At 67.5% G+C, this 24,609-nt stretch carries 34 protein-coding genes, 3 tRNA genes and 1 pseudogene; 18 read left to right on the top strand and 20 right to left on the bottom strand.

Annotation, left to right across the window (positions count from 1 at the left end; genetic code table 11):
* Nucleotides 1-127 precede the first annotated feature (127 nt).
* The 3 genes and pseudogenes from ACIKT0_RS01590 to ACIKT0_RS01600 form a co-directional block, all read right to left on the bottom strand.
* Nucleotides 128-399: pseudogene (locus tag ACIKT0_RS01590) on the bottom strand (IS110 family transposase); the annotation flags it as partial.
* A 132-nt stretch (nt 400-531) separates the two neighbouring features.
* Entirely contained in the window at nt 532-1,098 is a 567-nt protein-coding gene (locus ACIKT0_RS01595; RefSeq protein WP_407103675.1) for a hypothetical protein, read from the bottom strand.
* The gene (locus ACIKT0_RS01600) at nt 1,095-1,310 is read right to left on the bottom strand and encodes a hypothetical protein (RefSeq protein ID WP_407103676.1); all 216 of its coding nucleotides are present in this window, start codon (nt 1,308-1,310) and stop codon (nt 1,095-1,097) included. Before ACIKT0_RS01600 ends, ACIKT0_RS01595 begins: the two co-directional genes overlap by 4 nt.
* A gap of 56 nt (nt 1,311-1,366) precedes the next feature.
* On the opposite strand from ACIKT0_RS01600, the gene ACIKT0_RS01605 reads away from it, so the two are divergent.
* On the top strand, nt 1,367-1,489 hold the full coding sequence (locus ACIKT0_RS01605; RefSeq protein ID WP_407103677.1) for a hypothetical protein: 123 nt from the start codon (nt 1,367-1,369) through the stop codon (nt 1,487-1,489).
* Here ACIKT0_RS01605 and ACIKT0_RS01610 read toward each other — a convergent pair.
* From ACIKT0_RS01610 to ACIKT0_RS01650, 9 genes are all read right to left on the bottom strand, one after another.
* On the bottom strand, nt 1,486-2,091 hold the full coding sequence (locus ACIKT0_RS01610; protein WP_407103678.1) for a hypothetical protein: 606 nt from the start codon (nt 2,089-2,091) through the stop codon (nt 1,486-1,488). The two genes, ACIKT0_RS01605 and ACIKT0_RS01610, sit on opposite strands and share 4 nt — an antisense overlap.
* Before the next feature lie 186 nt (nt 2,092-2,277).
* Nucleotides 2,278-2,631 carry a hypothetical protein gene (locus tag ACIKT0_RS01615; RefSeq protein WP_407103679.1) on the bottom strand — a complete coding sequence of 118 codons (354 nt, stop codon included), beginning with the start codon at nt 2,629-2,631 and terminating at the stop codon, nt 2,278-2,280.
* 3 nt (nt 2,632-2,634) lie between these two features.
* Nucleotides 2,635-3,006 carry a hypothetical protein gene (locus ACIKT0_RS01620; protein WP_407103680.1) on the bottom strand — a complete coding sequence of 124 codons (372 nt, stop codon included), beginning with the start codon at nt 3,004-3,006 and terminating at the stop codon, nt 2,635-2,637.
* Nucleotides 3,003-3,770 (bottom strand): peptidoglycan recognition protein family protein, encoded by a 768-nt coding sequence (locus ACIKT0_RS01625; protein ID WP_407103681.1) that lies wholly within the window; start codon nt 3,768-3,770, stop codon nt 3,003-3,005. Before ACIKT0_RS01625 ends, ACIKT0_RS01620 begins: the two co-directional genes overlap by 4 nt.
* 413 nt (nt 3,771-4,183) lie before the next feature.
* Complete coding sequence (locus ACIKT0_RS01630; RefSeq protein WP_407103682.1) at nt 4,184-4,399, bottom strand: hypothetical protein; 216 nt, start codon at nt 4,397-4,399, stop codon at nt 4,184-4,186.
* A 99-nt stretch (nt 4,400-4,498) separates the two neighbouring features.
* Nucleotides 4,499-4,717, bottom strand: coding sequence for a hypothetical protein (locus ACIKT0_RS01635; RefSeq protein WP_407103683.1), 219 nt, complete (start codon nt 4,715-4,717; stop codon nt 4,499-4,501).
* 718 nt (nt 4,718-5,435) lie between these two features.
* A complete protein-coding gene (locus ACIKT0_RS01640; protein ID WP_407103684.1) occupies nt 5,436-6,644 on the bottom strand; it encodes a hypothetical protein in 1,209 nt (402 codons plus the stop codon).
* A gap of 211 nt (nt 6,645-6,855) precedes the next feature.
* Nucleotides 6,856-8,001 (bottom strand): hypothetical protein, encoded by a 1,146-nt coding sequence (locus tag ACIKT0_RS01645; protein ID WP_407103685.1) that lies wholly within the window; start codon nt 7,999-8,001, stop codon nt 6,856-6,858.
* Nucleotides 7,998-8,618 carry a hypothetical protein gene (locus ACIKT0_RS01650; RefSeq protein ID WP_407103686.1) on the bottom strand — a complete coding sequence of 207 codons (621 nt, stop codon included), beginning with the start codon at nt 8,616-8,618 and terminating at the stop codon, nt 7,998-8,000. The genes ACIKT0_RS01645 and ACIKT0_RS01650 overlap by 4 nt, the downstream gene beginning before the upstream one ends.
* Here ACIKT0_RS01650 and ACIKT0_RS01655 point away from each other — a divergent pair.
* From ACIKT0_RS01655 to ACIKT0_RS01735, 17 genes are all read left to right on the top strand, one after another.
* Nucleotides 8,613-8,819, top strand: coding sequence for a hypothetical protein (locus ACIKT0_RS01655; RefSeq protein ID WP_407103687.1), 207 nt, complete (start codon nt 8,613-8,615; stop codon nt 8,817-8,819). The genes ACIKT0_RS01650 and ACIKT0_RS01655 overlap by 6 nt on opposite strands.
* Nucleotides 8,816-8,977: a hypothetical protein gene (locus ACIKT0_RS01660; RefSeq protein WP_407103688.1), complete on the top strand. Its 162-nt coding sequence runs from the start codon at nt 8,816-8,818 to the stop codon at nt 8,975-8,977. The genes ACIKT0_RS01655 and ACIKT0_RS01660 overlap by 4 nt, the downstream gene beginning before the upstream one ends.
* Nucleotides 8,978-9,159: 182 nt before the next feature.
* Nucleotides 9,160-9,339 carry a hypothetical protein gene (locus tag ACIKT0_RS01665; RefSeq protein WP_407103689.1) on the top strand — a complete coding sequence of 60 codons (180 nt, stop codon included), beginning with the start codon at nt 9,160-9,162 and terminating at the stop codon, nt 9,337-9,339.
* Nucleotides 9,340-9,794: 455 nt separating this feature from the next.
* Nucleotides 9,795-10,061, top strand: a complete 267-nt coding sequence (locus tag ACIKT0_RS01670; RefSeq protein WP_407103690.1) for a hypothetical protein — start codon at nt 9,795-9,797, stop codon at nt 10,059-10,061.
* Complete coding sequence (locus ACIKT0_RS01675; RefSeq protein ID WP_407103691.1) at nt 10,058-10,246, top strand: hypothetical protein; 189 nt, start codon at nt 10,058-10,060, stop codon at nt 10,244-10,246. Before ACIKT0_RS01670 ends, ACIKT0_RS01675 begins: the two co-directional genes overlap by 4 nt.
* Before the next feature lie 2 nt (nt 10,247-10,248).
* Nucleotides 10,249-11,250, top strand: coding sequence for a hypothetical protein (locus ACIKT0_RS01680; protein WP_407103692.1), 1,002 nt, complete (start codon nt 10,249-10,251; stop codon nt 11,248-11,250).
* Nucleotides 11,247-12,320 (top strand): recombinase family protein, encoded by a 1,074-nt coding sequence (locus ACIKT0_RS01685; RefSeq protein WP_407103693.1) that lies wholly within the window; start codon nt 11,247-11,249, stop codon nt 12,318-12,320. The genes ACIKT0_RS01680 and ACIKT0_RS01685 overlap by 4 nt, the downstream gene beginning before the upstream one ends.
* The gene (locus ACIKT0_RS01690; protein ID WP_407103694.1) at nt 12,317-12,727 is read left to right on the top strand and encodes a recombination protein NinB; all 411 of its coding nucleotides are present in this window, start codon (nt 12,317-12,319) and stop codon (nt 12,725-12,727) included. Before ACIKT0_RS01685 ends, ACIKT0_RS01690 begins: the two co-directional genes overlap by 4 nt.
* Nucleotides 12,724-13,446 (top strand): hypothetical protein, encoded by a 723-nt coding sequence (locus tag ACIKT0_RS01695; protein ID WP_407103695.1) that lies wholly within the window; start codon nt 12,724-12,726, stop codon nt 13,444-13,446. The genes ACIKT0_RS01690 and ACIKT0_RS01695 overlap by 4 nt, the downstream gene beginning before the upstream one ends.
* Entirely contained in the window at nt 13,443-13,889 is a 447-nt protein-coding gene (locus tag ACIKT0_RS01700) for a hypothetical protein (protein ID WP_407103696.1), read from the top strand. The genes ACIKT0_RS01695 and ACIKT0_RS01700 overlap by 4 nt, the downstream gene beginning before the upstream one ends.
* A complete protein-coding gene (locus ACIKT0_RS01705) occupies nt 13,886-14,026 on the top strand; it encodes a hypothetical protein (protein WP_407103697.1) in 141 nt (46 codons plus the stop codon). The genes ACIKT0_RS01700 and ACIKT0_RS01705 overlap by 4 nt, the downstream gene beginning before the upstream one ends.
* On the top strand, nt 14,026-14,223 hold the full coding sequence (locus tag ACIKT0_RS01710) for a hypothetical protein (protein WP_407103698.1): 198 nt from the start codon (nt 14,026-14,028) through the stop codon (nt 14,221-14,223). Before ACIKT0_RS01705 ends, ACIKT0_RS01710 begins: the two co-directional genes overlap by 1 nt.
* Nucleotides 14,223-14,468 (top strand): hypothetical protein, encoded by a 246-nt coding sequence (locus tag ACIKT0_RS01715; RefSeq protein ID WP_407103699.1) that lies wholly within the window; start codon nt 14,223-14,225, stop codon nt 14,466-14,468. The genes ACIKT0_RS01710 and ACIKT0_RS01715 overlap by 1 nt, the downstream gene beginning before the upstream one ends.
* Nucleotides 14,465-15,121: an HNH endonuclease gene (locus ACIKT0_RS01720; RefSeq protein WP_407103700.1), complete on the top strand. Its 657-nt coding sequence runs from the start codon at nt 14,465-14,467 to the stop codon at nt 15,119-15,121. Before ACIKT0_RS01715 ends, ACIKT0_RS01720 begins: the two co-directional genes overlap by 4 nt.
* Nucleotides 15,122-15,236: 115 nt before the next feature.
* On the top strand, nt 15,237-15,527 hold the full coding sequence (locus ACIKT0_RS01725) for a hypothetical protein (protein WP_407103701.1): 291 nt from the start codon (nt 15,237-15,239) through the stop codon (nt 15,525-15,527).
* A complete protein-coding gene (locus tag ACIKT0_RS01730; RefSeq protein ID WP_407103702.1) occupies nt 15,520-16,089 on the top strand; it encodes a hypothetical protein in 570 nt (189 codons plus the stop codon). Before ACIKT0_RS01725 ends, ACIKT0_RS01730 begins: the two co-directional genes overlap by 8 nt.
* Nucleotides 16,090-16,125: 36 nt before the next feature.
* Nucleotides 16,126-16,731, top strand: a complete 606-nt coding sequence (locus ACIKT0_RS01735; protein ID WP_407103703.1) for a hypothetical protein — start codon at nt 16,126-16,128, stop codon at nt 16,729-16,731.
* 71 nt (nt 16,732-16,802) lie between these two features.
* Here ACIKT0_RS01735 and ACIKT0_RS01740 read toward each other — a convergent pair.
* From ACIKT0_RS01740 to ACIKT0_RS01775, 8 genes are all read right to left on the bottom strand, one after another.
* Nucleotides 16,803-16,879, bottom strand: a tRNA-Asp gene (locus ACIKT0_RS01740).
* A 167-nt stretch (nt 16,880-17,046) separates the two neighbouring features.
* Nucleotides 17,047-17,122 (bottom strand) — tRNA-Val (locus ACIKT0_RS01745).
* Between the two features lie 83 nt (nt 17,123-17,205).
* Nucleotides 17,206-17,481 (bottom strand): HU family DNA-binding protein, encoded by a 276-nt coding sequence (locus tag ACIKT0_RS01750; protein WP_325446743.1) that lies wholly within the window; start codon nt 17,479-17,481, stop codon nt 17,206-17,208.
* 228 nt (nt 17,482-17,709) lie between these two features.
* Nucleotides 17,710-20,139: an endopeptidase La gene (gene lon, locus ACIKT0_RS01755; protein WP_407103704.1), complete on the bottom strand. Its 2,430-nt coding sequence runs from the start codon at nt 20,137-20,139 to the stop codon at nt 17,710-17,712.
* Between the two features lie 419 nt (nt 20,140-20,558).
* Nucleotides 20,559-21,824 (bottom strand): ATP-dependent Clp protease ATP-binding subunit ClpX, encoded by a 1,266-nt coding sequence (gene clpX, locus ACIKT0_RS01760; protein ID WP_183396271.1) that lies wholly within the window; start codon nt 21,822-21,824, stop codon nt 20,559-20,561.
* A gap of 214 nt (nt 21,825-22,038) precedes the next feature.
* The gene (gene clpP / locus ACIKT0_RS01765) at nt 22,039-22,671 is read right to left on the bottom strand and encodes an ATP-dependent Clp endopeptidase proteolytic subunit ClpP (RefSeq protein WP_183396413.1); all 633 of its coding nucleotides are present in this window, start codon (nt 22,669-22,671) and stop codon (nt 22,039-22,041) included.
* 67 nt (nt 22,672-22,738) lie between these two features.
* On the bottom strand, nt 22,739-24,124 hold the full coding sequence (gene tig / locus ACIKT0_RS01770; protein ID WP_407103705.1) for a trigger factor: 1,386 nt from the start codon (nt 24,122-24,124) through the stop codon (nt 22,739-22,741).
* A gap of 100 nt (nt 24,125-24,224) precedes the next feature.
* Nucleotides 24,225-24,309 (bottom strand) — tRNA-Leu (locus tag ACIKT0_RS01775).
* Nucleotides 24,310-24,609 lie beyond the last annotated feature (300 nt).

Here is a 24,609-nt window from a genome sequence, read left to right on the forward strand (position 1 = left end):
GCTGCTCGAACCCATCGGCAACATCCCGCCAGCCGAAGCAGAAGAGCGCTATTACGCAATGCTGAGCGAGCCGGCTATCGCGGCGTGACTCAAACGAAGCGGCCTCCGGAGAATCCGGAGCGGTTCACTCGCACAGCGCCTCCGCATCGGCAGCATCGTTCTTGCCGCGCTTCACGTAAGGCTTCACGTACTGCGGCGGGATCAGCCTCACCTCATGGCCGAACGACTGAAGCAGCCGCGCCCAGTGATGCGAGCTGCCACAGGACTCGATGGCGACGAGCGCCGGCGGAAGCCGCTCGAAGTAACGGATCATCTCGCTCCGCCGGAACTGCCGGCGGACAACCACGGCTTCCGTCTCACCGACGCGTGGAGCTGGAACACCGACTTAGAGGTGTCCATGCCAATGCGGACGGGAATGTTCACTGGATGCTCCTCTCATCTGGCTGAAGCGCCGAAGCACTATCAAGCCGCTGGGATGAGGGGCCGTCCACACCAGCACATCGGCGCAGTCTGCCGCGACGGACGGCTCACTTAAAGACCCGCTTGCGACCCTTCGGCAGGTGAGCGCGGACCCCGTTCGATCTCCGCGTTCACCGCAGCCGGCGCCTCCGTCGAGGCCTCAGGCTCCGGATGCTGCGCGACCAGCTGCCCAAAGCGCCGAAGCACGAGCTGCTGCCCCTCCTTCAGCTTCAGAACCTCGATCGCGGCATGGAAGGCCGCGCGGGCGATGTCGCTGTCTGCTGAGGCGGCGATCATGCGATCCAGCGTCCCGCCGGCGCGGTAGAGCTCGACCCGATGCGGCAGCGCCGCCATGTCCTCGCGTGGCGAGGGCGCGCGGCCGCCGCCGTCGTCCCTGATCGGGGGCGGCATGAAGGCGACAGCGACCTTCAGCGACCGGCACGCTGGGCAACGGAGCCGGCCCGCAAGATCGCGCAGGGGAAGCCCGGCGCCCCGGGTCCAGACGAGAGTCTCCATCTCGAGCTCGTACTCGCGATGGCACTCCCGGATCGACTTCATTCCGTCGCGCTTGCCGTGCGCGCAGCGCGCCTTCACGCGCCAGCCGGCGTGCCAGGCTTCGCCGAGCGTCTCGACGGTCACGGGAGCTGCCGCGGCGGCTGGCGGCCGCGCCGATAACCCAGCGAGATCCGGCTGTGCGCCAGCGCCCTCGCCTCCTCGCGCTCAGCCAGTTGCACCAGCAGCGCCCAGACCGCCGCGCGCGGATCGCCGCCGGCCGCCCGAATCGCCTCTTCGACCGCCGCTTCGCGCGCGCCTAAGCTCTCATCCTCAAGCCGCTCTGCGGCGTCCGTCATGGCCCATCTCCATCTTCAGGAAAGATGGATTCCATGAGAACGAAATGAGAACAACGATGAGGAAGGACGGCCGCGGCCACGGCGACCATGACGAGGATCCATGGCCGATCCTCGCGACCGTGTTCGGGATAGGTGCGCCATTCGCGCTCGCGGCGCTTATCTGGTGGCGCTTGGGCTAGCCTCGACCCTCAACGACGGGGCTCCATCCGCGGCGCTCGCTCCGGGCTCTTAGGACGAACGGAGGTTCCGGGGTCGGGTACGGCCAGATCTGGTTTTCGCCAAAAGGGGGGTCGCCGCGCCGGCCGTCCTCCAGCTTCCGGAGGAGGCGCTCGAGCGTGGCGTTCATCACGTCCTGCTTGGTCGACAAGACGGCGATCCGGCTGTCGATGCCCGCCATCTTCTCGAACTGCTGGCGATCGTTCTCGATCCGCTGCGCCTGCCCTGACTCCAGCCGCTGCGTTAGCTGCTGAACGCTCCCATCGACGCGCCCGACATAGGCGGCGTTGTTCGCCCCCTGGTTCTTGTTCTCGGTGATGGCGGCATTCATCGTCTCGAGCTGCCTGGCGAGGGTCGTGTTCGCCGTCGACACCGAGTTCAGGCTCCACGTCAGGAGCACGGCGATGATGCCGCCCGCGATTCCCATAGCGGCCGGGCCGTAGCGCTGGAACCACGTCATTTGCGGGTTCACCGGCGGCGACTCTCGATCGCGCCTCATGATCGACGCCAGCGTGGCGTTCACGCCGGCCATCTCCGTTCGGAAGCCCTCTATGGCTTGCTTCACGATCTCAGCCTCCGATGCGGTGAAAGGCATGGGCGCAGCTTCGTTATCATCTGCCATCACTCGCCCGATCCGAAACGCACCGTTTACGCGGCGCCGCCATTGTCAGCTCAGCCATCGGGCTCCCCCAGAGCTTCGGTGGTCAGAGGGTCAGGGTCGGGTCCCAGCCGGCCTTGGCCCTCGTTTGCGTCAGGCTAGCGGCCTAGTGGTGGTCTCGCGCCCGTACCAAGCCCATGCGAGCCCGGCGACGGTCAGCACCGTGGTCAGCACGGTCGACACCTCGTCCGCGTTCCACGACTGCCCGAACCATCCCGCGATGATGACGAGGCTCTTGGTGGCGCCCGTGAGGCTCAGCACCTGGGCGATGCCGGCCGCGGTGATGCCCTGCAGGGTCTCGGACGCGACGCGGGAGATGGGCCTGGTCGCCTTGGCGATGGTCGGCTCGGAGAGCACCTCCCGCGCGACTTCGGCCGGGCTGGCGCTGCTCGCGGCCGCCTTGGTGACGACGTCGCGGATGACGTCCTTCGTGATGGGATCGGCCATCGGTCAGGCTCCCCGCTTCAGGACGATGCTGCGCTCTAGCCCGGCCGGCAGCGGCTCGACCTGCGGCACCTCTGTCTTGATCGCGACGTAGGCGAGCAGCATCGAGGCCGCGACGCCGGTGACGTCCGCGCCGGCGGCCCGCGCCGCGCAGCCGCTTTTCACGGTGGCGAACGCGCCACTGATCCTCTTCGACGGCCGCGCCTGGCCGGACACCAGGGCGGCGGCGTAGAGCAGCTCGGCGCGCGGCAGGTTCGCGCAGGCGATGTCCACGCCGCGAGCAGTCACGGCGTCAAAGGCCGCCTGCTGCGCCGCCGAGCACGCGGCGAGCGAAAGCGCGAGCAGGCCGCAGGCGGCCGCCCGTGAAAGCAAATTCATGAGATGTCTCCGGAGGAGGATGCTCGGCAGCCGGCCGGGCGCGGGAGGTCAGCCGAGCAGCGCTGCGGTCCGCGAGCGGAAGATGTCGCCGCAAGCCTTCGCGCCGACGATCGAGGGATCGAAGGCCAGCCTGGCGATGTCCCACTTGCCCTTCTGCTTGATGCCGAGCGTCCCCTGAACCTCGGCGTGAGACAGCACGGTCTTCGGCGTCCGGGGATGCCGTAGCGCCGGCAAAGCGCGGCGAGGACGTGCGGCAGCTCATCCCACTGCTCGCGAGTCATGGGCGCCGAGCCGGCTTTGAACGGGCTCTCGACGGCGCCCGCCATGCAGCAGAGCGACACGCCGATCGAGCCGGTGTTGCAGTTCAGCGTGTGCGCGGCGTAGCCGGCTTTCGCGCCGCCTCGGTCGTTTAGGTCGATCGACGGCTTACCCCGAACCACGCCGCCATTCGCCTCGATCAGGAGGTTGTAGTGCTCCTTGTCGAGCGCGCTCGCCTTATGGTTGCCTGCCGTCCAGTGGACGATGATGCGATCCATCTTGGCGGCGGGCATCCACGCGGTCGGAACGGCGGCGGTGGTGGTGGGCTGCGCGGGCTTCGGCGCGCTGGTCGAGGGCTTGAGCGACAGGAGCTCGTCGAGGGCGGCGATGGTCGCCGCCTGGCTCTTGCCGCCGAAGTCGCCGTCGACGCCGTCTTTCGCCGGGCCGCTCGTGCCCAGGAAGTAGCCGAGCGTCTTCAGCCGCGTCTGGATCTCGCGGGTGTCCATGTCTGTGCTCCGGGCATGAAAAAGCCCGCTCAAGGCGGGCAGGTTGACGCTGGTTGCTGGTGGCGCGACGGTTCAGGAGCCGCGCGGGGGACCGTAAAGGTCGCGCGGTTAGGCCCGGCGCCGAGCTCCAACCCGGCGTCGGGCCGCCCGAGCAGGGGCTAGTTCGCTCTTGCGGCAAAGAAAAAGCCCGGCGCAAGGGCCGTCTGCTGGGGCTAAACGCTTGTTTGAGGCGGGCCGCGACCGCTTGACGTTCGGCCGCCCGCTGTTGCTGATTTCCGCTCGATCTTGCGGGAACCCATGGGCCCCGCGCGGTCGGGCCCGGCGCCGTCGCCAAACCCGGCGCCGGGTCTTCACAGCGTCGAACAGGCGAAAGCCGCCCGAAGGCGGCTGGTGGCGATCAGTCGTGAAGAGCGTCAATGTCCGGCGGTTTTGCGGACCAACCGTCGCAGCGCGTCAACTTCATCGTGAAGCGAGTTGATGGTCGCTTGTACGACAACGGCGCGGCGAAGATGGACCGCGCCGTCGCCCGGCCGCTGAGCGGCGGCGTCGACCTCCTGATCCAGAAGGCCGCCTAGCTCAACGATCCGCCGCTCGATCTCGGCGAGCTTCACTTTGGCGGTCAGCTCCATCACGGCCAGATAGCGACTAGGCCCGTGGGTTTCATCGGGCGGGCAAAGAAAAGGCGGTCCGGTGGCGGCTGGTGGCGGATCTTGCTGAAGGGGCGTCGCTCAGCCGGTCTTGGTCATCGCCCGTCTGAGCCCGTCAGCTTCGCCGTGAAGGGCGCTGATAGTGCCCTGCAGAACAAGGCTCCGGCGAAGGTGGGGCGTGCCGTCGTCGCCTTGCCGCTCTGCCTTCGCTATGTCGTCGAGTGACCTGACCAGCAGAGCGGTGAGTTCGTCGATCCGTCGCTCGATCTCAGCGAGCTTGGCTTTGGCCGTCGAGTTCATCGCGGCCAAAGAGCGGAGAGGCCCGGAGGGTTCCGCGTCGGCGTCGGGCTGAGAACAGGAATCCGCTCGAAGGCGATGGAGGACTACCCCGTTACGGCTTGATCATAATGATCAACTGATTACGGTAGGCGGCTCAGCAAAATCGCCCCCGGACTTAGATGACAAACGCGCCAGACTTGATCACCCGACTATACGACATCGCGCGGGACTTCGACGGCGTCAGAGAGCCAAATGAACGTCAGGTCAAACCCCGACTGGTCGCTGAGACGTTGAGGGACGCCGTCAGCGAAATACTGCGGCTGCGACACGTCGAGGCGAAGGTCAGGCCGCCGCTCCCGTCCCTAGATTTCGCGTATCCACAAGACGATCAGCCCGTCGGTCGCCTGATCAAGCCTTTTCAGCCGGCTTCCGTTCGTCAGCAGGCTCTTCCACCGCCTGCGGGCGCAGGAAGGCGTGGCGCCGCTACTTCACCGTCAAAAGCGCTTCGGCCTCCCGCCCCTCGAGGGGAACGCGATCGGGAAACACGGGCGCGGACTGAGCCCCCCGAACGTCGCTCATATCTGGAAATGCTTATGCGGTTGTGCTTTCGGCCGATAAGCCGAGCGCGACGCCTTAAGCGATAAGGCTGCCGAAGAAAAAGCCGCCCGGAGGCGGCTGGTGGCGGATGTGAAAAGCCCCGCTCGGTGGCGGGGCTGGGGGGTAAGAAACCTGCGTCGGGTCAGCCGTAGCTTGCTGCCGTCTCCGGTTCAGGCTGGCGATTGAACGGATGCTCCGCCAGCCACGTCAGATAATCAGCATATCTGCCGCCATGCGTGCCGTTCCGGACAGCCTCTCGCGCAGCGACCTGAACGTCAGACCACATATACTGCTCGTTCTCGGACATCGGGCGCCCGGAGACGAGCAGATCCTTCCACTCTTCCAACTTCTCGAGTTTCACCGGAAGGCCGGCGACATCAGGCTCAACGCCACAGGCGATCAGGGCGCTTGCCGTGCGGAAGCACTTCTCACACTTGCAGCAATTGATGCTGTCGCCGCCTCTGGAGGACTTGTAGCAGACGGCGAGGCTCACCGCCCGACCGCTCTTGATCTCCGGCGCTATGTAGCGGCCGATCTTCTCCTGCCGGGTGACCTCGTAGCTGTCGTGGTGACAGGTCGTGTTTGCGAACTTGACCATCTCGTCAGTGACTGGATTGCTCCCCCATGGCTCGCTGAAAGCGGCGGAGTGAGAGCTCGCGATCAGGAGGCGAGAGTAGCCCCCCGCATAGCAGACCGGCGCTCCGAGAGCGAGCAGGGCTATCCCATGCTGGGCCTTCATCCACCACGTCTGAGAGGCGTCGCCTACAAAACGACGGACGAGTGTCCTGCCGTCGATCAGCGATCGGACGTTGGTGCGAGCCGTGGTCAGCGGTAGGCCGTGGACCGCCTCCGTCTGCTGGACAACTGATTGAAGCTGCCTCCAGAGCCCCTCGTTGTTGACCTTTACGTCCGCTCCCCAGACGGAGAACAGCCCGGCCACCGCCGATCGGTTCTTGACAAGGCTCGCGACTGCATCGACGCCGCCGGAATACAGCAGAAGGTCGCCATTTGCGGCAGGCGAAATACTAGAGATGCGAGGGCCGATCAGCTCGAATTTTTCCGATTGGAAAGTCGGATAAATGCGCTTCCACGCCTTCGCCAAGTCGTCGACCGCCGACGCGAACACGCTGTCGACCGATGGAACGACGACCTTCTCACCCAAAGCCAGCGCCGCGGTCAGGAACCCGCCTAGGGCCGGCATCATCAGGATTGATTCGGGCACACGCCCAACGTCGACATCGTTGTATCGGACCTTGACAGTGCCCGACTTCAGCCCCGCGACGCCTTCGGTCGTCACCGGAATTCTCAAGAGGCCGCCGTCCAACTCTGGGTTGCCGAAAATCACGGGCATCGATGCGCGTCCCCCCAAGGCCAAGGAGGAGAGCAATACCACCCCGCCTGCATACTTTCTAGCCAGCTAAGCTCCTTCGGTGGCACATGTACGATCAGCGAACACGCTCTCATTCAACGAACGTCTTAGGCGCGACCATTGGCGGGCAGCGACCGAGCACGAAACAGGCGCCCGAAGGCGGGCGGGCGGGCGGCAGGTCAGGCGGTAGGCGTCACGCCGCCCCGATCACGGTCAGATACCCCGTGACCATGATGTCGAAGAAGGCGTCGCTGTCGGCGTCGTTCCAGGTGCCGTCGCCGACGACGTAAAGCGGGGTCTGACGTTGGGTGACCTGCGGGTCTCCGCCGGCCGCGGCCCAGCCGCAGAGCAACATCGGGCTCTGACCGACGCCAGCGTAAGCCGGCGCGAGCGCGTCGGGGATCAGGTCATCGGACGGGGCCTCGCCGCTCGTGTCGTCGCCAACGGTGGCGACGGCGGTCTTGTTCCGGCGGTAGCGGAAGCTGAGCGGGTTGTTGCGGTTGACCGAGTGCAGGCCGGAGCCGTCCGTCTGCTGAACGCCAATCGTCGTGTTCGAGCAGCACCGCAGACGGGCTTCGCTCTGCGTGTTGAGCGGGTTGATCTGAAGCGTCCCGTTGCCCATCGATGAGTTTGACGAGGGGACGCTGGTCGGGTGGTAGACGGCCCCATAGCCGGCCGTGGCGGTGAAGCCCCAGCCAGACTGGAACTGCGTGTTCAGATAGCTCAGGCTCGCGGTGACGCCCGCAAAGCCCTTGTTGACGGTAAAAACAGGTGTCTTGACCTTGAGGATTTTCGCCCCGCGAGGCCGGCGAAAGTCGATCAGCGCCGCGACCTCGGTATGAGCCGCGAGCACGCCCATCCTGACGATTTTGTCCCAGAGTCCGGCCGTCTTGAGCACTTGGATGCGGCCGTCGAGCAGAGCAATGCGCGTGCTGTCCGGCAGCGCGCCGCCGAGCTTGAGGATCTCCGTCAGATAGGCGGCCGTCTCGGGCAAGACGTTGAGCACGTTCACCGTGACGGACTGCGACGTGACGGCCTCACCGGCGGCGTCCCGAATGACGCCGCGTGTTGGGGCCGAGATCGTCGCGGTGACGGTCGCGCCGGCTGCGTCCGCGATCGGCGCGTGTCCAAATTTGGCGTTGGGGTTTACCGAAACCAGGACGGCTCCGGCCGGGGTCGTGACCGTCGCGCCATAGGCCCCTCCGTCGCCGATCCAGTCCTTGAACACCGGGAGTCCGGCGGTCGCCGAGGCGACGATCGTCGTGTAATCGGAAAAGCCGAGGCCGACGATCTTGTCATCGGACGCAACCGTCCGCAGCACGGTCGGAGCGAACGTCACCGGGTCGATCGGGGCGCCGATGATCCGCGCCTGCCAGCGGAAGTCGTCCCGCCATTGTCGATGACGTCGAAGATGCACGTCTGGGACGACAGGTTGAGAACCCTCGTGTCCGCCGTCGAGAGCCAGCTAAAGTCGCCGCCGCGCGAGCTGGGCGTGTTGAACAGCGGGCTCGCCATGATGTTGGCGATCCGCAGGTTAAGATCGGAGGACAGATCGCCATGCGATCCGTCATCGACGGCGCTGTGATGTGCGTCGCCTACCCACAGAAGAAGCCCGACATCGAGCGCCGAGATGGCGTCGCAGAGCCGCTTTAACGAGCCGCCAAAGCCCGACTGGAGGCTTTCATAGAAATTGGTCGCCCAGGTCGGCGAAACGCCCAGAATGACGAGCTTCTGGCCGGCGGTAGCCGCTGCGGCCATCGCCGCATAGGTCCACGAAATCTGGTCGAACGAGCCGGGCGGGTTGGTTCCGTCGCCGCCCCACGTCTCTTCGCCGCCCTCCACGCTTGCGCGGCGGCGCTGGGAGTACCAGTCCGGCACGATGAGCCGAACGCGGCCGATGTCCCGCTCGAAGGCGAGCACGCGGCCGTTGTCGCCGTCGGCCCATTCGAAATGCACCTGCTCGACCGCGATGCCCGGCTCCTCGCGCTGCTCGACCTGCAGGCATACGACCGCGTCACAGGCAACCCGCGCCACTTCGAGCTGAACCTCTACGACGAGCTGGTGCGCGAAGCCTGCGGGATGCCATCGGCTTCGCCGTGCCTGGAGCTGCACCGCGCGAGCAGCGAGGGCGTGGCCGCGCAGCGGGTGGCGGCATGAGCGCGCCGCACACTCCCCCGCCGCTCGAAGTTCTCTTCGTGTCGGAGGACCAGTCGATCATCGTCGGCGGGCGGAATAACGACGATATCGCTGAGTTCTTCCACAGCGGATTGGCCACGGTCGGGCAGTCGTTCGATGAAGCCCTGGCGACGGCGTAGCGCGCTGTCGCGGCTTACAACGCCCATGACGATCTGGTCGCCGCCCTCACGATCGCCTCCGGCTACGTCAGCTCGCACCTCGGGCATCTGCAGGCTCAGGAGGTCACCGGGCCGGCGCTTGATAAGTCCCTGGCGGACTACGAGGCGACCCTGGCGGCGCTCGCGAAAGCGGAGGCGCGCTGATGTCGGCCGCTCCGCACCCCTTCCGCATTCACTTCGTCGACCGCGATGGTGCGAGCGACTCTGAGCTGATCCACGCCGCGACCGCCGAGCTCGCGCGCAGGGCCTTCACCGCCAAGGCGAAGAACGCCGGCGCCCACATTCGCAAGGTCAAGCTCGACCGCTCAAGGGAGCAAGCGTGATGCCCCTCGCGCGCGCCCTCGCCGACTTCCTCGCCCTTTCCCTCTTCATCGCCGCGGTGCTCGCCGTCGCGGTCGCCTGCGGAGCGTGACGCCCATGGACACGACACGCATCGGAGACCAGCTCCTCAACCTCTGGGCACGATCGGCGGCGCGGTAAACGACCTCGCGAACGCGGCCGGGCCGATCTACGCCTACCAGCGCGACACCACCTACTGCCGCTTCGGCGCCTGGAGCCTCGAAGGCTCCCGCGAAGCCGCCATCGAAGCGAAGAAGGCCGCCGAGCGCGTCATCGAGCAGGCCAATGCGGCGCTGGCGGCGATCGACGCAGAAGGCGACCCGGTGCCGGTCAGCCCGGCGCCGCGTGCCGACACGCTCGCCTTCCTGCACGGAACGCCGCCCCGCCTCGTGCCGCGGGTTCCCGGCACGCCGGCCGGCAGCGGTCCGGAGGCGGCTTGATGTTCGAGCTCGCGATCTTCCGTCACGTCTCCGGCCCGGTCCCGGATGGCGTCGCCTTCAGCGGTGTCCCGACCATTCGCCGGCGCGACAAGCAGGGCGCCGAACGGATCGAGATGCTTTCGATCCGCTTCACCGGTGCCACCGAAGAAGAGGTCCGCGCGAAGGCGGACGCGCAGTTCTCCGCCGACCGTCAGCGGGCGCTCAAGCGCGACGCGAACCTCCGCGCCGCGGCCGCACAGCGCGCGAAGCAGGAGGCGCGCCCTTGAAGCCCCTCCTCCTCACCATCGCGACGATCGTCGCCGCGGCCGCCATCGCCGCCTGGGCCGTCTCCCTGACGTCTCCCCAGCTCGCACCGACCGCGAGCGGCACGATCGACCGCACCCACAAATCCGACCGGGCCAAAGCCCCGCCGCGCGCCGTGCGCGTCGTCGGCGAAGGCAGGAGCGCGTGAGCATGAGCACTCAGCAGTCTTGGGAATGGTGGTCCGCGGCGCTCCTGGGCACCTTCGGACCGATTCACGACGGCGTGCCGCAGTCCGGCTTCTTCCGCGTCCGCCGCGGCAAGAATGGCCCGTGGGAGCCCGTCGCGATCTGGCGCGACGACGCCGCGGCCGACGGGTGGATCGCCCTGCGCACCGGCAAGCAGGTCAACGCGATCGACATCTGGACCTGGGCTTGCCGCCATCCGATCAGCAAGGAGGCATACGACCGCGCCGTCGCCGGCGAAGGTTGGGCCGATGAGCCCCCCGCGGCCCCGGAGGCCGGCATCGGCCATAACAGCGCGTCCGGAGATCCTGCCGAAGTCATCCGCGCGGAGCTCGCTGGCGAAGCCGAGATCGCTGCCGAGCTGCTCGCCAAGCCGATCGAGGATCAGGCGGGCGTCGACAAGACGGCCATCTGGTCCAAGCGCGTCGGCGAGCTCGCCAGCAAGGCCGAGAAAGCCCGCGTTGCCGAGAAGGAGCCTCACCTCGAAGCCGGCCGCGCGGTCGACGCGAAGTGGAAGCCCATCGTCGATGACGCCAAAGCGCTGTCCGCCAAGCTCAAGCGCCACGCCGAGCCGTTCCTAATCGCGCAGAAGCGCGCTGAGGAGGAGCGTGCCCGCAGGGCTGCCGAGGAGGCGCGCCGGATCCGCGAGGAAGCCGAAGCCGCGGCACGGCGCGCGGCCGCGGACGACGAAGCGGAGAAGGCCCGGATCGCCGAGCTCGAGCGCCAGGCTGCGGCCGCAGACCAAGCTGCCGTCGCAAAGAACGCCAGCGCCGGCCGCACGGGCGCACGCATCGCGCTTCGCACCGAGACGAAGGTCATCGTCTCCGACTTCGCTGCGGCAGCCGGCTACTACGTCGCCGCGCGCAATCCAGACCTCGTCGAGCTCATCGGCCGCCTCGCCGCTCGAGACGTGAAGGCCGGTGCCGAGGTCCCTGGGACGGAACGCCGGACCGAGGAGCGCGCCGCGTGAACGCCGTCGCCACGATCCAGAACCCGCGCCCCGCGCTCGTCGCCGGCGCGCGTCCCGTCGCCATCGTCCCGACGAGCATGGACGAGGCTTATCGCCTCGCGACGGCCGTCTGCGAAGCAGGCATGGCGCCGAGCGGGCTTAACAGCCCGGCGAAGGCGATGATCGCGATTATGCAGGGGCTCGAGGTCGGCCTCACCCCGATGGCCGCCATGCAGAGGATCGCGGTGGTGAACGGCCGCGCGACGATCTGGGGCGACGCAGCCATGGGCCTCGTGAGGGCGTCCGGCCTCTGCGAATGGGTCCGCGAGCGGATCGACGGTCAGGGAGACCAGCGCGTCGCGATCTGCGAGACGAAGCGCAAGGGAGATCCCGAGACGATCTCAGGCCGCTTCTCGGTCGCCGACGCGAAGCGGGCTGGCCTGTGGGACAAGGCCGGGCCTTGGAAGCAGTACCCGGACCGCATGCTTCAGATGCGGGCGCGCGCCTTCGCGCTGCGCGATGGCTTCGCCGACGTGCTCGGCGGGATGTATGTCCGCGAGGAGGCGGACGACATGCGCGAGCACAATGACGTGCCGCCGCCTTCACCGCCCTCGCCTCCATCGCCTGAGACGGCGCGCCTCGCAACGCCGACACCTGCAGCTTCGATGGAACCGCCCTCACCCCCTGCAGTGGCGCCGACCTTCGGCGAGATCCTGCAGTCGGTGATCCGCCGCCTCGTCTCGTCCAGCACCAAGGAAGCGTTGGACGCCGCCTGGACTGAAACCGAAGCCGACCGCCGAAAATTGCCATCGGATATGCGCGCGAAGGCTCAGGAAGCGGCGAACTCGCGCCTCGCGGAGATCGTGGCGCCTGCCCCCGGCCCGCGGGAGGGGCACGGCTCGCGCGCGGAATCCGATCCGCAGGCCTGGGTCGCCGATTGCGAGCAGCGAATGGCAGGGTGCGCGTACTTGGAGGCGCTCCGCGAGCTTTGGGAGTGCGTCATCGCACCGGAGAGCGAGTCAGCGTTCCCGGGCGATCTCGCGGAGGTGCGGGCGGCGTTCGATCGCCATGAGGCGAGGCTCGCGGAATGAGCCGCGCCACCCTGATCATCCAGTCCGACAAGGACCGGGCGGACCTCGCCCGGATGGCCGGCCAGCTTCCGCTTGGCGCCCGTGTCGAGATCAAGGCCGCAAAGCGCACGCTGCCGCAGAACGCCCGGCTGCACGCCATGCTGACCGAAGTCGCGCGGCACGTTCCATGGCACGGCGTGAAGCTTCCTGTCGACGACTGGAAGTTCATCTTCCTCGACGCGCTGAAGCGCGAGCTCCGCATGGTCCCGAACATCGACGGGACCGGCTTCGTGAACCTTGGCCGATCGACCTCCGACCTCTCGAGGGAGGAGATGTCGGACATGATGGAGCTGGTGAGCGCCTTCGGTGCACAGCACGGCGTCGTCTTCAAGCGCGACGGCGAGCAGGCCGCAGAGCGTGCGGCATGAGCGTCCGACCGATCCTGTTCTCCGCGCCGATGGTGCGGGCGCTGCTCGCGGGCACGAAGACCCAGACGCGGAGGGCGATCCGCGACCAGAGGCGCTATCGCCAATCCGCTGACGGAGCCGGCGTGTGGACCGGCTTCATGGGCTGGCAGTCTCTGGAATGGGCGCTCGAAAATCACGAGCTCTGCGCGAAGGGCTCTCTGCCGGGGATCGCCGGCGGCGACTTGCTCTGGGTCAGGGAGGCGACCACACGGTTCGACAAGGGTACCTGCGACCAGTGGGTCTGGTACCGCGCGGGGCGAAACAGCCTGCTCGGAATGTCGCCTGACCTCGACCCCGACGCAGAGTGGCCGTCGGGCAAGGAAGGCCCCGCCGGGGGCGCGTCGTACAACGTTGCGTCGATCCACATGCCGCGCTGGGCCTCCCGCCTGCCCCTCCTCGTCACCGATGTCCGCGTGCAGCGGCTTCAGGAGATCAGCGAGGACGACGCCCGGGCGGAGGGCATCGAGCCCGATGACACGGGAACGGCGTGGCTCTGCTACGCCTCCCAGCCGAAGGGCCAGACCCATTGGGCCGCCCCCCGCGAGAGCTACCGCACGCTCTGGGACAGCATCAACGGCCCCAGCTCATGGGCCGCCAACCCCTGGGTGGCCGCCTACACCTTCACCGTCCACCAGCAGAACGTGGACGACTTCCTCGCCGACCAAGCGAGGGCCGCATGACGATCGCCCGCGGCCACCGCAAGACGATCCCCCTCAGCGTGAAGCTGAAGGCCGCGCTCGCAGCCGCCGGGTTCTCTGAGGATGAGATCGAAGCGCCCGGCGCGATCCAGTGGGACCACGCCCCGGCCCTCGCGCTGCGCCTGGTGGACGCAGAGGCCGGCGAACCCGTCCCGCCGGCGAACGACTGGCGCGCGATCCGACCAATCCGCGCCCGCCAGCATCTGCAGAAGACCTGCGGGCGCAAGGTCGGCGCCGAGAAGACCGCGACCACGCTCGGCTCCGACGTCTTCGAGGCCGCGAAGGCCCGCCGTCTCTCGGCATCTCAGGAAGAGATGCAGCGCCGGATCCTCGCGAAGGAGCCCGGCCAGGCGCGTCCGCGGAAGTCGCGCATCCCCAGCCGCCCCTTCCCGAACAGCAAGCGCCGGGAGGCGCGGAAGTCATGACGCCCAAGCAGATCACCGACTGGCCGGCGGGCCTGCGCGACGCCGGCATGAAGGCACGGGACGCGATCGACCGCTCCTTTGACGCAGTCGCCCAGCCGATCGAGCGCGACGCGCCAGCCGCGGAGGACGCCGGCTGATGGACCTCGTCCTGCTCGTCTGCCTGGCGGCACAGCCCGCCGACTGCCGTGAGGAGCGGCTGCAGATGGCGGCCACCGCCCCGACGGCCTGTCTCCTCGGAGCCCCGGCCGCGATCGCCGAGTTCTCCGGCGACCATCCCGAGCTCATCCCGCAACCGCAGCGCTGGCGCTGCGAACAGCCCGACCGGAGGCGCTGATGAAGAACCGCCTGTCCGACCTGAACAATCACTTGTTCGCCCAGATGGAACGGCTTTCCGACGAGGATCTCAGCCCCGGGGCCATCGCGCACGAGGCCAAGCGCAGCGAGGCCATGGTCTCGATCGCCGACCAGATCATTCGCAACGCCGCGCTGCAGATCCAAGCGGCCAAGATCGCCTTCGACGGCGGGGTGGATCCTGTCCCGTACCTTCCCGCCCCCGCGATCGACGGGAAGCCGTCATGAAGGGCCGCAGGATCCTCTACAGCGCCAGGGAGATCGCTTGGCTTGAGGCCAACCGTGGGATGGTGATCAGCGACTATCACCGCGCCTTCACGGCAGCCTTCGACCGCGCCGACGTGACTGCGGGGCACCTGCACGCGCTCCGAAAGCGCCGAGGCTGGAAGACCGGCCGGACGGGCCAGTTCGAAAAAGGAGGAGAGCCCGCCAACAAGGGCAAGAGGTGCGCGCCGGGAAAAGGCGGAAACCACCCCAACGCACGCCGGACTCAGTTCAAGAGCGGCGGCGTTCCCCACACCTATCGCGGTGCCGGTCACGAGCGGATCGACGGCAAGGACGGCTATGTCGTCATGATCATCGATGAGCAGAATCCGTGGACGGGAGCCCCCACCAGGCCGGTCCTGAAACACAGGTATCTTTGGGAGCAGGCGAACGGGCCTCTGACTGATGGCTACTGCCTGAAGTGCCTCGACGGCGACAAGGCCAACACCGACCTCTCCAACTGGGAGGCGATCCCGCGGGCCATGTTGCCCCGGCTCAACGGCGGCCGGCACAAGACGCGCGTCGCCTACGACGAGGCGCCCGACGAGCTGAAGCCGGCCGTCATGGCGGTGGCGAAGCTCGAGCACGGTCTTCGCCAGCGGAGAAGGTCGCGATGAGCGACGGCAGCAAGATCGAATGGACCGATGCCACCCGGAACCCGATCCGCGGGCGTGATCGCGGGGCCCAAGGCGACGTCGCGCCGCTGACCGAGCTGTTCAGGGGATGACGGGCGTGCGCGCAGCGCTCCGCTATCGCGTGGATCCAGGGGACGTCTCGCCCGAGAAAGCAGCGCGCCGGATGGGGCTGTCGTTAGAGGACTTCGCAGCGCACCTGCCGAAGCTGCTGTCGCGCGGCTTTCCGCAGCCCGATCCGACGACCGGCCTCTATGACCTTGAGGCGATCGACGCCTGGCGCCGCCGCCGAAACCCGCACCTCTTCGCCTCCTCCTTGACCGCCACGAACCAGGCGCGCGACGCTGACGACGTCGTAATGGCCCGGCTCGAGGCGGCGCGGCGTGGGTAGCGTGAAGATCCCCTACTACGTGGTGATCAAGGGCCGCGGCTACTGGCGGCCGACGGCGCGCATGCGAGCGCTCGGCTTCGCCCTCGTGCCATGCGGCCCTGACGGGCCCGAGGCCTGGCGGGTCGCAAAGGAATGGGCCGACCGCTGGAGCCGCGCGCGGACGGGACAGGAGGCGCCACCCTGCGCGGTGGTCGGCGGGCGAACGACGCCTGAGCAAGTTGAGAGCGCGATCGCTTATCCCGCCGGCTCGCTCGGCGAAGCGTTCGCCCGCTACCGACGCCTTGATGCGTGGGGCAAAGCCAAGAAGCCGGCAACACGCGACGACTGGTGGCGCGGCTGGAAACGAATCAAGCCGTTCTTCGGCGACGTGCGGCCATCAAGCGTCCGGCTGGAGCAGATCGACCTGTGGCGCTCGCATATCCTCGACGCGGCCGGCGTGCGTGAAGCGCACCGGGCGCTCAAGATCTGGCGCGCTTTGTGGAAGGTCGCGGCGGCCATGGGCTACTGCGCCCGCGAGGCTGACGCGTCGCTCGGCCTGCGGAACGCCGCAGCGCCCGGCTGATCCTCCACCTGGTCGGAGGGCGAAGCGGTCCGCCTCGTGAAGCAAGCGTGGCGGATGGGCTTCCACGGGCTCTCGGCGGCCCTGGCTGTCATGTGGGACACCCAGCTCTCACCAGGCGATGTCCGGGCGCTCCGGGCCGGCCAGCGCCGCTCTGCTCCCGACGGAGCGACATGGTTCGTTACGCGACGCGGCAAGACCGATGTGTCGGTCGGCGGGATCATCAGCCGCCGATCGGCCGCGGTGCTGGACGCTTACCTCGCGGGGCTCGGGGCGGAGCTTCATCCAGACGCGGAGTTGTTCCGCAGCCGCGGAGCCGAGGCGTCAGCCAGGGGCGGCAGACCATGGGCGCCTCGCCCTTACACGAAGGACTGCATGGCCGAGGACTTCCGCGAGGTGCGGACCGCGCTCTTCGGCGCGGGCGAATCACGACAGATGCTGGACATGCGCCGGTCAGGAGCCGCGGAGGCGATCGCCGGTCGGGCGACGGCCGAGCAGCTCACCCATTCGATGGGCAACACGATCGCGAGCTCGAACGCTTTGTTCAAGACCTACGCCCCAGCGGAGCTGACGAACCTGCGGGCCGTTGCGGAAGCGCGGAGGAAGGGCCGCGCCACCCGGCGCGACGGAAACAAATCGGGTTGAAAAGTATCAACCGCGGGCCGGGATGAGTATCAACCGGCGTCTTGGGGCTCTGTCCAACCCCAAGAGGATGATGGCGGGAGTGACGGGACTCGAACCCGCGGCCTCCGGCGTGACAGGCCGGCGCTCTAACCGACTGAGCTACACCCCCGAAACGGGCGAGCCCGTTGCGTGCGGCGGTTGGTACGGGACCAGGCTGGGCGTGTCAAGCGGGCATCGCCGCTTGCTGCGTCCTTGTCCCAAGGCGGCCGCCGCCGCCCTAAGATGTTGAAAGACCGGACCTTCCGGCCTCATCGCACATGGGGCGCCATGGCCCCATGGTGGGCGGTGACGGGCTCGAACCGCCGACCCTCTCGGTGTAAACGAGATGCTCTACCAGCTGAGCTAACCGCCCGATGGGCGCATGCTGCGCACCCGCCGCGACGGCGGGTCGCGTCGGGCCGGGACGCTCTGATGAACGCCCCGCCCGAGCTTCGATCAGCCGTTGACGGCGTCCTTGAGAGCCTGGCCGGCCTTGAACTTCGGCGTGTTCGACTCAGGGATCTTGATGGTTTCGCCGGTGCGCAGGTTGCGGCCGACGCCGGCGGCGCGCTTCACCACCGCGAAGGTGCCGAAGCCCACGAGGCGGACTTCCTCGCCCTTCTTGAGAGCTGCGATGACGGCGTCGAAGGTCGCGTCGACGGCTTTCGCGGCATCCAGCTTCGAGAGGCCGGACGTGTCGGCGACTTCGGCGATCAGATCGGACTTGTTCATCGTTCTCTCCATTGAGCGACGACGGGACTCGGCTGGTGACGCCGGCCCCGGAAAGAGGCGCGCACCCTTGATCGAAAAAGCAGCGGTGGCAAGGGATGGAACCCGAAAAAACGGTGAGATTCGAGCCTTTCTGGCGCGTCGAAACGACCAAAAAGGCCCGGGACGGGGTCCCGGGCCTTTCTTGTCTTACCGAGCGTCGAAGACGTGCCAGATTGGCACGCCCCTTTGTCAGTGGGCGCGGATCGCCGAACCGTCCTCTTCGACCGCGGGCCTCGGCGGCGCAGGGCGCTCCTCCTCCCACTCGATCGGCTCCGGCCGCTTCAGCAGCGCCCGACTCAGCACCTCGTCGATCACCCGCACGGGGACGATCTCCAGACGGCTCTTCACGCTGCCCGGCAGGTCCGCCAGGTCCTTGGCGTTCTCCTCCGGAATCAGCACCGTCTTGATGCCGCCCCGCAGCGCCGCCAGGAGCTTCTCCTTCAGGCCGCCGATCGGCAGCACGCGGCCGCGCAGCGTGATCTCGCCCGTCATAGCGATGTCCTTGCGGACCGGGATGCCGGTCATCACCGACACGATCGCGGTCGCCATGGCGACGCCGGCCGAGGGGCCGTCCTTCGGGGTCGCGCCCTCCGGAACGTGGACGTGGATGTCCCGCCGGTCGAACAGCGGCGGCTCGATGCCGAAGTCGACCGCACGGCTGCGCACATAGGACGCGGCGGCGGAAATCGACTCCTTCATCACGTCCTTCAGGTTGCCCGTGACCGTCATCTTGCCCTTGCCGGGCATCATGACGCCTTCGATCGTCAGCAGTTCGCCGCCGACCTCCGTCCAGGCGAGACCCGTGACCACGCCGACCTGGTCCTCGCTCTCCGCCTCGCCGTAGCGATAGCGGGGCACGCCAAGGAACTCGGCGACCTTGGCCTCGGTGACCTTGATCGTCTTCTTCTTGTTCTTGGCGAAGACGAGCTCCTTCACCGCCTTGCGGGCAAGGTTGGCGAGTTCGCGCTCGAGATTGCGCACGCCCGCCTCCCGCGTGTAGCGGCGGATGACGGTGAGCACCGAGGCGTCGTCGATCGAGAACTCCTTGGGGCCGAGGCCGTGCTTCTTCATCACCTCCGGCAGGAGGTGGCGCTTGGCGATCTCGAGCTTCTCCTCCTCCGTGTAGCCGGCGATACGGATGATCTCCATCCGGTCCATCAGCGGGCCGGGGATGTTCAGCGTGTTCGCCGTCGTCACGAACATCACGTTCGAGAGGTCGTAGTCGACCTCGAGATAGTGATCGTTGAACGAGGAGTTCTGCTCAGGGTCGAGCACCTCCAGCAGCGCCGAAGCCGGATCGCCGCGGAAGTCCATGCCCATCTTGTCGATCTCGTCGAGCAGGAAGAGCGGGTTGGCCTTCTTCGCCTTCTTCATCGACTGGATGACCTTGCCGGGCATCGAGCCGATATAGGTGCGCCGGTGACCGCGGATCTCGGCCTCGTCCCGCACGCCACCGAGCGACATGCGCACATATTCGCGGCCGGTCGCCTTGGCGATCGACTTGGCGAGCGAGGTCTTGCCCACGCCGGGAGGGCCGACGAGGCACAGGATCGGGCCGGTCAGCTTGTTCGCCCGGCTCTGGACCGCCAGGTACTCGATGATCCGCTCCTTGACCTTCTCGAGCCCGAAATGATCCGATTCGAGGATCTTCTCGGCCGCCGGCAGGTCCTTCTTGACCTTCGACTTGACGCCCCACGGGATCGACAGCAGCCAGTCCAGATAGTTCCGGACGACCGTCGCCTCCGCGGACATCGGGCTCATCTGCCGGAGCTTCTTGAACTCGGCGTCGGCCTTCTCGCGGGCTTCCTTGGAGAGCTTGGTCTTGGCGATCCGCTCCTCGAGCTCGGCGAGGTCGTCACGACCCTCGTCGTCGCCGAGCTCCTTCTGGATCGCCTTCATCTGCTCGTTCAGGTAGTACTCGCGCTGCGTCTTCTCCATCTGGCGCTTGACGCGCGTGCGGATGCGCTTCTCGACCTGGAGGACCGAGACCTCGCTCTCCATGAGCGACAGCACCCGCTCCAGACGCTCCAGGACGTCGAGCAGCTCCAGCACCGACTGCTTCTCGGGGATTTTGACCGCGAGGTGCGAGGCGATGGTATCGGCGAGCTTGGAGGCGTCCTCGATCTGCGTGACGGCGCTGACGACCTCGGGCGAGACCTTCTTGTTCAGCTTCACGTAGTTCTCGAAGTCGGACACGACCGAGCGCGCCAGCGCCTCGACCTCGACCGGCTTCTCGATCACGTCCTCGACGGCCTCGACGCGCGCCTCGAAGAACTCCTTGCGCTCGGTGTAGCCGACGACGCGGCCGCGCGACTGCCCCTCGACCAGCACCTTCACGGTGCCGTCCGGGAGCTTGAGCAGCTGCAGCACGGAAGCGAGCGTTCCGATCTCGTAGATCGCGTCAGGCGCCGGATCGTCGTCCGTCGCGTTCTTCTGGGTCGCGAGCAGGATCGGCTTGTCCGCCTTCATCACCTCTTCGAGAGCGCGGATGGATTTCTCGCGTCCCACGAAGAGCGGCACGATCATGTGAGGGAAGACCACGATGTCGCGCAGCGGCAGCACTGGATGGACGTCGGCTTCGCCCGGCTTGACGGGCGCGCGCGATTTGGCGGCGGTCATACTCTGATCCTTTCAGTGACGCGCGCCGGGGAGGACGGCGGCGCCTTGCGCGGCGCGGACTTGTCGCGGCCCATCTGGCCCCGCGACGTCCGCCCTTGGGGGGTGCGCCGAACACCAAGCGGACTCGGAGGTCGCAGCGCGTTGTCGATTAGGTGGCCCCCACCCCGGGGGGTGTCAAGAAGACCTTCCGCACGCTTCGCCGCGGCGCGGCGCCGCCTCGGGAGCACGACCCGCCGCCAGGGCTTCGGCGCCCCGCCTCTCCTTCGCGGAGCGGATCCGGCCACGCGTCCTAGCGGGACGCAGCCCGTCGGCGTCTCGCCGCGCGGGAGCCGGCCAGAGGCGTCGCCGAGACAAACGAAAACGCCCGCGGGAGAACCCGCGGGCGCTTTGTGAACCGTTCCGGCCGAGGAAGGCCGAGGTCAGGCGCTGGCGCCCGCCTCGCTGGCGCGATCGGCATAGATGTAGAGCGGCCGGCCCTTGCCGTCCGCGACGTCGCCCGAGATCACCACCTGCTCGACGCCCTCGAGGCCCGGCAGGTCGAACATCGTGTCGAGCAGGATCTGCTCCATGATCGACCGCAGGCCGCGGGCGCCGGTCTTGCGCTCGATGGCCTTCTTGGAGATCGCCGACAGCGCCTCGTCGTTGAACGAGAGCTCGACGTTCTCCATCTCGAACAGCCGCTGGTACTGCTTCACCAGCGCGTTCTTCGGCTCCGTCAGGATCGTCTTGAGCGCGGCCTCGTCGAGATCCTCGAGCGTGGCCAGCACCGGCAGACGGCCGACGAATTCCGGGATCAGGCCGAAGCGCAGCAGATCCTCGGGCTCGACATGGCGGAAGATCTCGCCCGTCTTGCGGTCGTCGGGCGCGGCCACCTTGGCCCCGAAGCCGATCGAGGTCGACTTGCCGCGGCCGGAGATGATCTTGTCGAGCCCGGCGAACGCGCCGCCGCAGATGAACAGGATGTTGGTCGTGTCGACCTGAAGGAACTCCTGCTGCGGGTGCTTCCTGCCGCCCTGCGGGGGCACGGAGGCGACGGTGCCTTCCATGATCTTGAGCAGCGCCTGCTGGACGCCCTCGCCCGACACGTCGCGCGTGATGGACGGGTTGTCCGACTTGCGGCTGATCTTGTCGATCTCGTCGATGTAGACGATGCCGCGCTGCGCCCGCTCGACATTGTAGTCGGCGGCCTGGAGCAGCTTCAGGATGATGTTCTCGACGTCCTCGCCGACATAGCCGGCCTCGGTCAGCGTCGTGGCGTCAGCCATCGTGAACGGCACGTCGAGGATGCGGGCGAGCGTCTGCGCGAGCAGCGTCTTGCCGCAGCCGGTCGGGCCGATCAGCAGGATGTTCGACTTCGCGAGCTCGACGTCGTTGTGCTTCGTCGCGTGGTTGAGCCGCTTGTAGTGGTTGTGGACCGCGACCGAGAGCACTTTCTTGGCGTGGTCCTGCCCGATGACATAGTCATCGAGCACCTTGCGGATCTCCTTGGGCGTAGGAATGCCGTCACGGGACTTGACCAGCGAGGACTTGTTCTCCTCGCGGATGATGTCCATGCACAGCTCGACGCACTCGTCACAGATGAAGACGGTGGGTCCGGCGATGAGCTTGCGCACCTCGTGCTGGCTTTTGCCGCAGAAGGAGCAGTAGAGGGTGTTCTTGGCGTCGCCGCCGCCGACCTTGCTCATCTCAATAGTCCCTTTCGGGTCGATGTCGCCGCACTGAGTCGCGTCGCTCCATCAATGACGTGATATGCCGACCGAACTTAACCAATCGGCGCCGTCACGTAGGAACGCCGCCAGCGCGACGCAACGCCGTGGTGCGATGATAGGCTATTGTGCGTGCGCAGCAACAGCCCGCCGCCGCGACCGAATGCCGAAGATGGCTGACGATGTGTTTTCGTCACGCGGCCTTCTGGTCGCCCTCGCCTTCGCTCGGGCGCTTCTCGAACACCTGGTCGATCAGCCCGAACTCGCGCGCCATGTCCGCGGTCATGAAGGTGTCGCGGTCGAGCGTGCGGTCGATCTCCTCATAGGAGCGGCCGCAGTGCTTCACATAGATCTCGTTCAGCCGGCGCTTGATTTTGACGATGTCCTCGGCGTGGCGCTCGATGTCCGAGGCCTGCCCCTGGAAGCCGCCCGACGGCTGATGGACCATGATCCGGGCGTTCGGCAGCGCGCCGCGCATGCCCTTCTCGCCGGCCGTCAGCAGCAGCGAACCCATCGACGCCGCCTGACCCATGCACAGGGTCGCGACCGGCGGGCGGATGTACTGCATCGTGTCGTAGATCGCGAGGCCCGACGTCACCACGCCGCCCGGCGAGTTGATGTAGAGCGAGATTTCCTTCTTCGGATTCTCGGCCTCGAGGAACAGCAGCTGGGCGCAGATCACCGACGCCATGTCGTCCTGCACCGGGCCCGACAGGAAGATGATGCGCTCCTTGAGCAGGCGGGAATAGATGTCGAACGAGCGCTCGCCCCGGTTGGTCTGCTCGATGACCATCGGGATGAGGAAGTTCGTCGCCTGATCGTACATGTCGCGCATCGTCGTCACCCTTGCATGTAGGCGGGTTCGAGCGGCCCGGAGGCCGCTCCGCCGGAGGTCACTCCGACGCCGCGGCCTTGTCGCCGTCCTCGTCGGCCGCGAGAAGCTCCTCCTTGCTGACGGAGCGCTCCTCGATGGTGGCGCCCGCAAGAATCGCGTCGACGACCTTCTCCTCGAAGATCGGCGCGCGGAGCTCCGCGATCGCCTCCTGATTCTGGCGATAGTAGTCCCAAACCCGCTGCTCTTGACCAGGGAATTGGCGCGCCCGCGCGATCAACGCGTCGCGAACCTCGTCCTCGGTCACCTTCACATCGTGCTTGTCGCCGAGCTCCGCAAGGACGAGACCGAGCCGCACCCGCCGCTCGGCGATCTTGCGGTAGTCGGCCTCGGCCTCGGCCTCGGTCGTGCCCTCGTCCTCGAAGGTGCGCTTGGAGGAGACAAGGTCGGTCGAGACCTGCCGCCAAACGTTCTCGAACTCCTGCTCCACCAGGGTCGGCGGGAGGTCGAAATCATACTGCGCGTCGAGCGCGTCGAGCACCTGGCGCTTGACCTTCTGGCGCGACACGCGGGCGTACTCGGTCTCGATCTGCTGGCGCGCCGCGGCCTTGAGGGCCTCCAGGCTCTCGAGCCCGAGCGACTTGGCGAACTCGTCGTCGATCTTGAGCTCCGCCGGCGCCTCGATGCCCTTCACGGTGACGTCGAAGGTGGCTTCCTTGCCGGCGAGATGGGGCGCCCCGTACTCGTCGGGGAACTTCACCGTCACGACCTTCTCGTCGCCGACCTTGGCGCCGACCAGCTGGCTCTCGAAGCCGGGGATGAAGGTGTTGGAACCGAGCTCGAGCGGCTGATCCTCGGCCGCGCCGCCCTCGAAGGGCTCGCCGTCGATCTTGCCGACGAAGTCGATCGTCACGCGGTCGCCCTCGGCGGCCGCCGCGCCCTCTTCCTTGGCCGAGAAACCGCGGTTCTGCTTGGCGATCCGCTCGACCGCCTCGTCGACCTCGGCGCCGGTGACCTCGGCGGTCAGCTTCTCGACCTTGAGCTCGGAGAGCTCCTTGAGCTCGACCTTGGGCAGCACCTCGAGCTTAACGGTGAGCGCGAGGTCGTGCTTGCCGGCCATGACCCCTTCGACGGCGGCCTGCTCGTCGTCCTCGCCCTCGGCGGTGACGCGCACCTGCGGCTGCATCGCGAGCCGGAAGCCGTTCTCGTCCACGATCTGGCGGTTGGCGTCGGCCACCACCTGCTCGAGAACCTCGGCCATCGCGGCCTTGCCGTAGAGCTTCTTGAGGTGCGGCAGCGGCACCTTGCCCTTGCGGAAGCCGTTGATGTTGACGCGGTCCTTCATCGTCGACAGGCGCTCGTTGACGCGGCTGTCGAGATCGGCGGCAGGAACCACGACCTTGAACTCGCGCTTCAGGCCTTCGTCGAGGGTTTGCGTCACCTGCATGGCGTCGGTCTCTTGTAAGAGTCTGTGCGGGGCGCCGCGCCTGAGAAGCGCGCGCCCGCGCAAAACGTGTCACGGGAAGCGGCGGGCTTGAGGTCCGGCTTGGTGCGGGCGGAGGGGCTCGAACCCCCACGGCTTGCGCCACGGGAACCTAAATCCCGCGTGTCTACCAGTTCCACCACGCCCGCGCCGGGCGCAACGCCCTCGCCGGAAACAACGGCGCGAAGCGCGCGCGGTCTATAGCATGACGATCACGGCGCGCACCAGAAAAGTGACGTCCGTCTTCGGGCCCCGAACCGGCGCTAGAGCCGGCGGAGCACCGCCGGCAGCGCCGCCGGGAGATCATCGGCGATCAGCCCGCGGCCCACGACCTTCGCGGCCTCGCCGTGCAGCCAATCCACCTTCGGGCCAAGAGGCCTCCCACGCCTCCTTCCGCAACTACCACCGGGCCGGATTCTCGGTGGCCTATGTGCGTCCCAACTACAGGC

The organism is Hansschlegelia beijingensis, from assembly GCF_045505405.1.
In the GTDB taxonomy this organism is placed as follows: Bacteria; Pseudomonadota; Alphaproteobacteria; order Rhizobiales; family Methylopilaceae; genus Methylopila; species Methylopila beijingensis_A.

Bases quoted from the DNA above. Each gene is read 5' to 3' on its own strand.
- ACIKT0_RS01600 (WP_407103676.1), bottom strand. From the start codon at position 1,310: ATGACGGACGCCGCAGAGCGGCTTGAGGATGAGAGCTTAGGCGCGCGC.
- ACIKT0_RS01605 (WP_407103677.1), top strand. From the start codon at position 1,367: ATGAGGAAGGACGGCCGCGGCCACGGCGACCATGACGAGGATCCATGG.
- ACIKT0_RS01615 (WP_407103679.1), bottom strand. From the start codon at position 2,631: ATGGCCGATCCCATCACGAAGGACGTCATCCGCGACGTCGTCACCAAG.
- ACIKT0_RS01620 (WP_407103680.1), bottom strand. From the start codon at position 3,006: ATGAATTTGCTTTCACGGGCGGCCGCCTGCGGCCTGCTCGCGCTTTCG.
- ACIKT0_RS01625 (WP_407103681.1), bottom strand. From the start codon at position 3,770: ATGGACACCCGCGAGATCCAGACGCGGCTGAAGACGCTCGGCTACTTC.
- ACIKT0_RS01630 (WP_407103682.1), bottom strand. From the start codon at position 4,399: ATGGAGCTGACCGCCAAAGTGAAGCTCGCCGAGATCGAGCGGCGGATC.
- ACIKT0_RS01635 (WP_407103683.1), bottom strand. From the start codon at position 4,717: ATGAACTCGACGGCCAAAGCCAAGCTCGCTGAGATCGAGCGACGGATC.
- ACIKT0_RS01640 (WP_407103684.1), bottom strand. From the start codon at position 6,644: ATGCCCGTGATTTTCGGCAACCCAGAGTTGGACGGCGGCCTCTTGAGA.
- ACIKT0_RS01655 (WP_407103687.1), top strand. From the start codon at position 8,613: ATGCACCTGCTCGACCGCGATGCCCGGCTCCTCGCGCTGCTCGACCTG.
- ACIKT0_RS01660 (WP_407103688.1), top strand. From the start codon at position 8,816: ATGAGCGCGCCGCACACTCCCCCGCCGCTCGAAGTTCTCTTCGTGTCG.
- ACIKT0_RS01665 (WP_407103689.1), top strand. From the start codon at position 9,160: ATGTCGGCCGCTCCGCACCCCTTCCGCATTCACTTCGTCGACCGCGAT.
- ACIKT0_RS01670 (WP_407103690.1), top strand. From the start codon at position 9,795: ATGTTCGAGCTCGCGATCTTCCGTCACGTCTCCGGCCCGGTCCCGGAT.
- ACIKT0_RS01680 (WP_407103692.1), top strand. From the start codon at position 10,249: ATGAGCACTCAGCAGTCTTGGGAATGGTGGTCCGCGGCGCTCCTGGGC.
- ACIKT0_RS01690 (WP_407103694.1), top strand. From the start codon at position 12,317: ATGAGCCGCGCCACCCTGATCATCCAGTCCGACAAGGACCGGGCGGAC.
- ACIKT0_RS01695 (WP_407103695.1), top strand. From the start codon at position 12,724: ATGAGCGTCCGACCGATCCTGTTCTCCGCGCCGATGGTGCGGGCGCTG.
- ACIKT0_RS01700 (WP_407103696.1), top strand. From the start codon at position 13,443: ATGACGATCGCCCGCGGCCACCGCAAGACGATCCCCCTCAGCGTGAAG.
- ACIKT0_RS01705 (WP_407103697.1), top strand. From the start codon at position 13,886: ATGACGCCCAAGCAGATCACCGACTGGCCGGCGGGCCTGCGCGACGCC.
- ACIKT0_RS01710 (WP_407103698.1), top strand. From the start codon at position 14,026: ATGGACCTCGTCCTGCTCGTCTGCCTGGCGGCACAGCCCGCCGACTGC.
- ACIKT0_RS01715 (WP_407103699.1), top strand. From the start codon at position 14,223: ATGAAGAACCGCCTGTCCGACCTGAACAATCACTTGTTCGCCCAGATG.
- ACIKT0_RS01720 (WP_407103700.1), top strand. From the start codon at position 14,465: ATGAAGGGCCGCAGGATCCTCTACAGCGCCAGGGAGATCGCTTGGCTT.
- ACIKT0_RS01750 (WP_325446743.1), bottom strand. From the start codon at position 17,481: ATGAACAAGTCCGATCTGATCGCCGAAGTCGCCGACACGTCCGGCCTC.
- lon (WP_407103704.1), bottom strand. From the start codon at position 20,139: ATGACCGCCGCCAAATCGCGCGCGCCCGTCAAGCCGGGCGAAGCCGAC.
- clpX (WP_183396271.1), bottom strand. From the start codon at position 21,824: ATGAGCAAGGTCGGCGGCGGCGACGCCAAGAACACCCTCTACTGCTCC.
- clpP (WP_183396413.1), bottom strand. From the start codon at position 22,671: ATGTACGATCAGGCGACGAACTTCCTCATCCCGATGGTCATCGAGCAG.
- tig (WP_407103705.1), bottom strand. From the start codon at position 24,124: ATGCAGGTGACGCAAACCCTCGACGAAGGCCTGAAGCGCGAGTTCAAG.